Origin of the sequence: Fervidicoccus sp. (genome assembly GCF_049967375.1) — an archaeon.
In the GTDB taxonomy this organism is placed as follows: Archaea; Thermoproteota; Thermoprotei_A; order Sulfolobales; family Fervidicoccaceae; genus Fervidicoccus; species Fervidicoccus fontis.
On record NZ_JBMFSV010000013.1, the window covers coordinates 23196 to 31334 of the forward strand.

The window sequence follows — 8139 nt, forward strand, 5'->3', positions numbered from 1 at the left end:
TCTCCCAGTTATATAATAGAAGAAATGAAAACCCTATCTGTGCTAATTGGTCTTGATATTCAAGAAAGCGTAACTATTAGGAAAAATAGCGGTAGATATTTAATAAGCGATTATAAGCTTAGAGAAATAGTTGAAAAGAAGGAAAAAGTCAAAGCTGAAGTAATTCTCATTGAGCCTGAACTTCCGCCAAGAGATAAAATAAATATAATAAAAGCAACTAAGGCAGATGTTATAGATAGGACATTGCTATTATTAGAAGTATTTGAATCAAACGCTGGTTCAAAGGAAGCAAAGCTTCAAATATCCCTTGCCAGAAGTGGACATATGCTACCGTTAGTGAGAGAAGTGCTTAACAATTCAAAAAGAGGAGAGTTGCCTGGTTTTTTGGCAGGAGGTACTTATGCTATAGATAAATACTATAGACAGCTTAGAAGACAAGTAGCAAAAACGAGAAGAGAGCTAGAAGAAATTAGAATTAGAAGAGATATATTAAGAGAGAGAAGAAGGGTATCTGGACTGCCTTTAATAGCAATAATAGGTTATGCGAATGCGGGAAAAACCACCCTTTTCAACTTGCTTACTGGTTCTAATAAAGAAACGAGCAATAAGCCCTTTACAACTATTTCGCCTAAAGTATCTCTTTCTAATTTGGGATTTCTCGTTATTGATACAGTTGGCTTTGTAATGAATGTCCCTCCTGAAATAATTGAGGCTTTTTATAGCACACTAGAAGAAATAAGAGAAGCAGATGTCCTTTTACTTTTATTAGATTCTACCGAAGATCTTTTTTTAATAGAAGAAAGAGTTAAACAAGCAAGCGTTACGCTTTCGAATATAGAATCGCTATATAAACCAATAGTTGTAGCTTTAAATAAAGTTGAAAAAACAGGTAGGGATGATATTGAAGAAAAAAGGGCTAAGCTTTACCAAACATGCAAAAGTGTTTTTCCAATGTTTGTAGGCTTGGCAAAAGTAAGCGCTAAAAAAGGACTTGGCATAGATGAAATGGTGAATGTGATATGGAAGGCATTGAACCGCAAGCAGGCGTATTAAGGTTAGGACATAGACCAAAAAGAGATAAAAGGATAACCACCCACACGGCCTTAGTTGCTAGAGCATTTGGAGCATCTTATTACTTTCTTTCTGAAGTTTGCGACATGAGCGTTATGGACAATGTATTATCTGTTGAAAAAAGGTGGGGAAGAGGATTTAAGCTGGTGTCCTGCGGATTAAGCTATAAAGATTACATCAGTATTTGGAGAAATTATATGAAGGGCGTTATCGTTCACCTAACTATGTACGGACTTGAGCTTGAAAGAGAAATTGATGGAATAAAAAAAGCAGGGAAGCCCGTACTTATAATAATAGGTTCAGAAAAAGTGCCTGGAGAAATTTACAAAATAGCAGACTTCAATATTTCAGTTGGAAATCAGCCTCATAGTGAAGTTGCTGCACTTGCAATTTTTTTAGATAGACTATATAATGGACAAGAACTATATTATAAATTTGAAGATGCCAAAGTTCAAATTGAACCTTCGGCATCAGGAAAAAAAGTTATTAGTATCGGAGGAAATAAAGATGAGAAGGAAAAATATAACGATGCCTGAAAATGTTGTCCCGAATGATCCTCTTGAAGAATTCATTTCAAAAATGGCAACTAATCCATCACTTTTGATATTTAGGTTTTTAGCGAAAGAGAATTCCGAAGCCACGGAGGACACTTTATCGGAAAAGCTTGGCATGAGCAAAAACCTCGTTAGAAAGCTGCTCTACAAGCTACATGATATCAATGTAGTTGTATATCGAAGAGTAAGAGATGAAAAAACAAATTACTACATATACTATTGGAAAATAAACTGGGAAGGGCTGGCTGCAACCTTACTTGAAAGAAAAAAGGAGGTACTTAAAAAGCTAAAAGAGAAAGCTGCATCCGAGGAAGGAAAAGTTGGAATTTATTACTGTAAAAAGTGCGGAAGAGAGTATACGTTTGATGAGGCTTTAGAAAATGATTTTAGGTGTAAAATCTGTAATGAACCTTTAGAATTTACCCAAAAAGGCAAATATGAAGAATTTCTTCAGAAATATATAAAGAAGCTGGAGGAAGAAATTAAAATTGAATCCGAAAGAAATTACGGTAGTTGATCTTTTTTGTGGTGGTGGAGGGTTTAGCAGAGGGTTCCATGACGTAGGTTTTAAAGTAAAAATAGCTATAGATAATGAAAAAAACGTAGCAAGAACATATAAATATAACTTCCTTGAGACAATTGTGATTGCTGAGGACATAAAAGAAGTAAGTGGTAAAGATATACTTGATGCCCTTGGTAGAGCTCCAGATATTGTAATTGGAAGCCCCCCTTGTGAGCCTTATACTGCTGCTAATAAAAAAAGGATGAATAAACCATTAGATAGATTATATTCGGATCCTATGGGAATCTTAACTCTAAGTTTTTTCCGCATAGTTGGCGAATTGAAGCCTTCAATTTGGATAATGGAAAATGTTCCTGCTATTCTTGAAGATGGGCTAAAGGATGCACTTGAAAAAGAAGCTGAGCGATCGGGATATAAGGAAATTTATTTTAATATATTAAAGGCTGAAGAATACTGCACTCCAAGCAAAAGGACAAGGATATTTGTCTCTAACATTGAAATAAAACCAGAAAAATGCAACAAGAAAGTAACGGTTGCTGAAGCTTTAGAAGGACTCCCATCGCCTAATCCTAATTTTCCCCCAAATCATGATTTGACAAATTTGAGTTTTAAAAAAGAGAGAAAAGTTTCAAAGATATCTCCTGGAGAAGCTTTGATTAGATATGAAGGTCACGGCGGCAGAGTTCTACCAAACATGATAAGACTTGAAGGTAATAGAATTGCGCCTACAGTGCTAGGAAGTAGTAGATTTCTGCATCCGGAAGAAAATAGGCTGATCACCGTGAGAGAGCAAGCAAGGCTAATGGGCTATCCAGACGAACATGTTTTCCTTGGAGGAAAAGATGAACAGTATAACATGATTGGCGAAAGCGTTCCTCCAACCCTTTCTAAAGCAATAGCGGCATTTCTAATAAAAAACTTCTAAGCAGTATTCGTTTCTTTATGGGCTTTATTTTTTCTTTTCTCATAGAAATTTAAATTATTTATTGACGAAATATAGAATTATTTAAATATCAATATCCAACTTAACATGGTGTAACTTTTAAATGGAAAAAGACGTTCATATAATTGATCTTATGAAAAGAGTTGTCATAGGAAAAGACTTGCTTAAAGATATAATCCAATATCTTCCGTTAAATTTAAGCAAGAATATTAAAAAGGTATACGTTGTAACAGGGCCTCATGTATGGGACACGTATGGAAAGAAGTTGGAGGAAGGACTGAAAAGTAAAGAACTCGAGCTATATATAAAAAAATCGGAAAGCCCCACCATCGAGGAGGCAAAACAAATAATAAGTGATGCCAAAGGGAAAAGTATTGATTTAATAATAGGATTCGGAGGAGGGAAAAGTATTGATTTAGCTAAATATGCAGCAAGTCAAATTAGCATTCCGTTTATAAGCATACCGACCTCTGCAAGTCATGATGGTATAGCAAGTCCATTTGCCAGCCTTAAAGGAGGAGGCTGGAGCACTTCGGTAAAAGCAGTTGAGCCGATCTGCGTAATAGCTGATCTGGAAATTATTTCCTCATCTCCAAGAAAACTCTTGATCGCTGGAGCAGGTGACGCCATAGCAAAACTCACTGCCGTCTCAGATTGGAGATTAGCTCACTTATTAAGAAATGAATATTACGGCTCCTACGCTGCAGGTTTATCTCTACTATCTGCAAAGCACATAATAAAATACAGCGATATAATTTCAAAAACCGATGTTGAAGCTACTAGAATTGTATTAGAAGCATTAATAAGCAGTAGTGTCGCAATTGGAATTGCAGGTTCTACAAGACCAGCAAGCGGTAGCGAGCATCTCTTCAGCCATGCCTTGGATAAAATTGCTCCAAAACCTGCCTTACATGGTGAACAAACGGGTGTGGGTACAATTATGATGTCAAAGCTTCACAGAATGAATTGGAAGAAAGTCAGGAGAGTTTTAAAGAAAGTAGGTGCTCCTACAACGGCTAAAGAGTTAGGAATTCCAGAAAATATCATTATAGAAGCCTTAACGATAGCACATAAAATTAGGCCTGAAAGATATACAATATTAGGAGATAGAGGGCTCACTTGGGAAGCTGCAGAAAAGCTAGCGAGAGATACGGGCGTAATTTCCTAGTAAAATTAATATATGAAGTTAAAAATAGTATTTTGCAAACTATTAGATAAGTGAAACAGACATGAGTGCTTTTAATATAGGCAACACGAAGGTTTTAGTTACTGCTTCAACCAGAGGGATAGGTTTCGGAATAGCTAAGGTTTTATTGGAAAACGGGGCCAAAGTAGTAATCAACGGACGAAGTAAAGAAGGTGTTATAAAGGCTATTGAAAAACTGCAATATCCGTATAAAAACAATGCTAAGGGAATAGTTGCTGATATCTCTAATAAAGACGAAGCTATTAGATTAGTAAAAGAATCCGCAAAGTCCCTTGGCGGTCTAGATTCGTTAGTTTACGTAACGGGTCCGCCAAAGCCTGGATATTTTAATGAGCTAAATTATGATGATTGGGAAGAAGGTGTTAATTTACTTATAAACTCAGCAATAGTTTTGGCTAAAGAAAGCATACCTTTTCTAAAGGAATCTAAAAACCCTTCAATGATATTTTTAACAAGTATTGCTGTGAAAGAGCCTATACCTAATATTGCTCTTTCCAACGTGTTAAGGATCTCCGTACATGGACTCGTAAAAACGCTTTCAAAAGAGCTTGCGCAGTATAAAATTAGAGTCAATGCAGTCCTTCCAGGACATATAGAAACGGAACGATCTCTGCAACTTGCTTCTGACAGAGCAAAAAGAGAGAACAGAACAATAGAAGAAGTGCTTAATGACATGACAAAGGAGATACCTCTTGGAAGGTTAGGAAAGCCAGAAGAAATTGGCTATACTGTAGCTTTTCTCATAAGTCCCTATTCTTCATATATAACAGGCGCTTTTATTCCAGTGGACGGGGGAGTACTTAGGTCGATTTAATCCTTATAACTTCGTTTTATTTCCTTTCTATGATTTTAATTCGTGAACTACCCCGCCCTTACGGACGGGGCATCTCCATCGCGCGATGGAGATTTCCTGCTTCTTCCAGGAAACTTACTATACGTTCTCTCAGAAAAGGGTATGTATAGCAGAGTTCTCCCGTCCATAGGCTCTAAGGGCAGTCCCGACCCTGCACGAAGAATATTTTATTTTTTGATAGTTATAAAAATTTTTATAAGGGGGCTATACATCCCCTCCCTCACGGAAGGGGACTTTCGCTTCTTTAACCCCCAAAATTAAAGAGTATCCGCTCCTAAAAGAGCAATAAATCTAAATTTTCCATATATTTTTATAAGAAGCTGTAGATTAAATAGTAGGTTTCTTTAGAACTGGGGCTTGTGCTTAAAGAAAGTTCTATACCAAACCTCAAGTAAGAAAACTCTCCAATAAAATCGAGAAAGCTCTCTGTCTATTTTTTCTTTTTCCACATTTTTTATAAGCCCTCTTACCGCATCAGCCTTTAGAAAGCCATCCTTTACAAGCTCTGAATTGGAAAGCACTTCAATAAAATTCTTTTTTAACAATATGAGCCACTCGTATTCTGGTGCTTGAAAGCCAAGCTTCTTCTTCGACCAAAGTATATCTTTAGGCACCAATCCTTCCATTGCCTTTCTATGAATCCATTTAGTATAACCGTTTCTGATCTTCAAATCTTCTGGCATAGATAATGTAAATTCTGCAAGTATATGGTTAATATAAGGAACTCTTATCTCTATACTGTGAGCCATACTATTCCTATCTTCTACTCTCAAAATTTCCGCAAGTCTCCCTCCAGTTAAGTCTTTATATAAAGCCTCATTCAGAATTGAGATGCTATCCCTACTATTATGCATTTTCAAATCTTTCCCGAGCAAGCTCATTCCTAAACTTTCTCTTTTTCCGATATAAACTTTTAACGCATATTTAGCCTTGTCAAATATATAGTATCTCAGTTTCCAGGTTTCTTTTATAGCGGATATGACACCCTTCTTCCTAAGCACTTCTTTTATATATAAAGGAATATATGCATGGTATCCTCCTAGAAGCTCATCTCCTCCCTGTCCATTAAGCAGAACTTTCACATGTTTTGAAGCCTCTTTAGACAAAAACCAGTGCAATATAGGGCTCAAGCCTTCTGGAGGCTCTTCTTCGAAATAAATTATCTTTTCGAGCTCTGATAGAAAATCTTGAGGCGAAACAGAGATCTCTATGAGGTTGTCCTTAAGTCCTAAGTATTCAGCAAACTTCTCAGCAATCGAGGACTCGTCTATTTTCACATTTTCTTTTATTTTCACGTTGAAGAGCTTTATGTTTTTGAGATCAAACCCTCGTTCCTTTACTACGCTCTTCTCGAGCATTTCCTTCGATATAGATACCAAGCTTGTAGAATCTATCCCTCCACTAACCTCAAATCCTAAGGGAACATCGCTCCTCAAATGAAGCGAAACGCTTTCGGCAAACTTTTCTTTCCATGCCTTTACATATTTTTCAACTTCATTATTCCCAGCATTTAACGTACTTTCGTATCTTGGATTCCAGTACTTCTCGATCTTTAATCCATCTTTGCTAAGGATGAAATACGATGCTGGAAGGATCTGCTTTATCCCGTCAAAGAACGTTTTCTCAGAAATTTTCCTCTTAAAAAGCAAATACTCAGCCATTCTTTCTTTATTTGGCTTAAGCTCAACTACAGGTAAGAATCCCTTAATTTCCGATGCAAAATAAAAATTTTCTTCATCGTTATAATAGAAAAGGGGTTTTATTCCAAACCTATCCCTTGCTCCATAAAGGGTGTTTTTCGCCTTATCATAAACCAAGACCGCAAACATTCCTATGAACTTTTTTAGTGCTTCATCGAAACCGTACTCTGCAATAGCTTTTAAAGCAACTTCCGTATCGCTATCCCCATAGAAATTGTAACCTTTATCTTCAAGCTCTCTTCTTATCTCTCTATAGTTGTATATTTCTCCATTCAATACCAAAGCAAAATTTTCGAAAAATAAAGGCTGATGTCCCTTTTCGCTAACATCGATAATAGAAAGTCTCCTATTTGCGAGCGCAACCTTAGCTTTTCCTTTTATGCTTTCAATTGCATCAAACTTTCCAAATAGGGGTGAATCTTTACCAACTGCATGTATGCTTTGTAGATTCTCGGTTAGAATAAAATAGCCTTCATCATCAGGGCCTCTATGTTTAATCATGTCATTCATTTTCTTGATGATATCTACGTCTATTCCATCTCTGCTATATATCCCAATAATTCCACACATAACATTTTTTCCCTTTTGGTAAAATTAATTCGAACGATGCAGAAAAATCTGTATAGATTAATATATCTTACTTTATTTTAAAAAAGACATGTTATATAAATTTTTAGAACGAAAACTGAATGAAATGCTTTTTGTGAGCCACGAATCTTTTTTAGCTTAAACATATCCACCTATTCCTGCATATTAAATTGCTCAGAGAAATACAATCCAACCCCTTAGTTGACTTAACCCTAAAACAAATCATAGAATAAAGCTTAGCCCGATTCTGAATACATATAGTCTCATTATTGACAAAATTCTGACGTCCTCCCGCCTTAAAAGGCGAGGCTTTCAGTTTGTAGAAATTAAAATAAAAAGTTTTGAGACACATTGTTTATTGTAGAATAAAAAATAATAATCTGAAATTCTTAAACTTCAAGATGAGAGCCGCGGTAGCTCAGCCCTGGTGGAGCGCTGCCCTGGTAAGGCAGAGGTCCCGGGTTCAAATCCCGGCCGCGGCTTAAAATTTCATGAATAAATTAAAATTTATCATTTATTTATTATCTGAAAAATAAATAATCCACGATTAATTTAGAGCTCTTTTATTCCATTAAAAGAGGTGTGTTTTTTTGAAAATAGACAAAAAAATTCGAGTATTTCTGATTCTAAGCTTTGTTTCGTTGTTTGCTGATATGACTTATGAAGGTGCTAGATCTGTTGGAGGAGCATATTTAGAAGT

Annotated in this window: 7 protein-coding genes, 1 tRNA gene and 1 pseudogene; 7 read left to right on the forward strand and 2 right to left on the reverse strand. The window is 36.1% G+C overall.

Going from position 1 to position 8139, the window contains the following annotated elements; translation table 11 throughout:
* Window positions 1–24 precede the first annotated feature (24 nt).
* The 6 genes from ACP5SL_RS03630 to ACP5SL_RS03655 all read left to right on the forward strand — a co-directional run bounded on the left by ACP5SL_RS03630 (window position 25) and on the right by ACP5SL_RS03655 (window position 5112).
* Complete coding sequence (locus tag ACP5SL_RS03630; protein ID WP_014557964.1) at window positions 25–1053, forward strand: GTPase; 1029 nt, start codon at window positions 25–27, stop codon at window positions 1051–1053.
* Window positions 1020–1607 carry a tRNA (cytidine(56)-2'-O)-methyltransferase gene (locus tag ACP5SL_RS03635; protein WP_193803984.1) on the forward strand — a complete coding sequence of 196 codons (588 nt, stop codon included), beginning with the start codon at window positions 1020–1022 and terminating at the stop codon, window positions 1605–1607. The genes ACP5SL_RS03630 and ACP5SL_RS03635 overlap by 34 nt, the downstream gene beginning before the upstream one ends.
* Window positions 1579–2142, forward strand: a complete 564-nt coding sequence (locus ACP5SL_RS03640; RefSeq protein WP_428228196.1) for a transcription factor — start codon at window positions 1579–1581, stop codon at window positions 2140–2142. The genes ACP5SL_RS03635 and ACP5SL_RS03640 overlap by 29 nt, the downstream gene beginning before the upstream one ends.
* Window positions 2114–3073: a DNA cytosine methyltransferase gene (locus ACP5SL_RS03645; RefSeq protein ID WP_428228197.1), complete on the forward strand. Its 960-nt coding sequence runs from the start codon at window positions 2114–2116 to the stop codon at window positions 3071–3073. The genes ACP5SL_RS03640 and ACP5SL_RS03645 overlap by 29 nt, the downstream gene beginning before the upstream one ends.
* 121 nt (window positions 3074–3194) lie before the next feature.
* Complete coding sequence (locus tag ACP5SL_RS03650; protein WP_014557968.1) at window positions 3195–4259, forward strand: NAD(P)-dependent glycerol-1-phosphate dehydrogenase; 1065 nt, start codon at window positions 3195–3197, stop codon at window positions 4257–4259.
* 61 nt (window positions 4260–4320) lie between these two features.
* On the forward strand, window positions 4321–5112 hold the full coding sequence (locus ACP5SL_RS03655) for an SDR family oxidoreductase (RefSeq protein WP_428228198.1): 792 nt from the start codon (window positions 4321–4323) through the stop codon (window positions 5110–5112).
* A gap of 47 nt (window positions 5113–5159) precedes the next feature.
* Here ACP5SL_RS03655 and ACP5SL_RS03660 read toward each other — a convergent pair.
* Both ACP5SL_RS03660 and asnB read right to left on the reverse strand, forming a co-directional pair.
* Window positions 5160–5318: pseudogene (locus tag ACP5SL_RS03660) on the reverse strand (RNA-guided endonuclease InsQ/TnpB family protein); the annotation flags it as partial.
* 177 nt (window positions 5319–5495) lie between these two features.
* A complete protein-coding gene (asnB, locus tag ACP5SL_RS03665) occupies window positions 5496–7421 on the reverse strand; it encodes an asparagine synthase (glutamine-hydrolyzing) (protein WP_428228199.1) in 1926 nt (641 codons plus the stop codon).
* Between the two features lie 425 nt (window positions 7422–7846).
* On the opposite strand from asnB, the gene ACP5SL_RS03670 reads away from it, so the two are divergent.
* Window positions 7847–7921 (forward strand) — tRNA-Thr (locus tag ACP5SL_RS03670).
* Window positions 7922–8139: the final 218 nt, after the last annotated feature.

What these genes read in the sequence shown, in the direction of transcription:
- ACP5SL_RS03630 (WP_014557964.1), top strand. Translation starts at nt 25, where the DNA reads ATGAAAACCCTATCTGTGCTAATTGGTCTTGATATTCAAGAAAGCGTA.
- ACP5SL_RS03635 (WP_193803984.1), top strand. Translation starts at nt 1,020, where the DNA reads ATGGAAGGCATTGAACCGCAAGCAGGCGTATTAAGGTTAGGACATAGA.
- ACP5SL_RS03640 (WP_428228196.1), top strand. Translation starts at nt 1,579, where the DNA reads ATGAGAAGGAAAAATATAACGATGCCTGAAAATGTTGTCCCGAATGAT.
- ACP5SL_RS03650 (WP_014557968.1), top strand. Translation starts at nt 3,195, where the DNA reads ATGGAAAAAGACGTTCATATAATTGATCTTATGAAAAGAGTTGTCATA.
- ACP5SL_RS03655 (WP_428228198.1), top strand. Translation starts at nt 4,321, where the DNA reads ATGAGTGCTTTTAATATAGGCAACACGAAGGTTTTAGTTACTGCTTCA.
- asnB (WP_428228199.1), bottom strand. Translation starts at nt 7,421, where the DNA reads ATGTGTGGAATTATTGGGATATATAGCAGAGATGGAATAGACGTAGAT.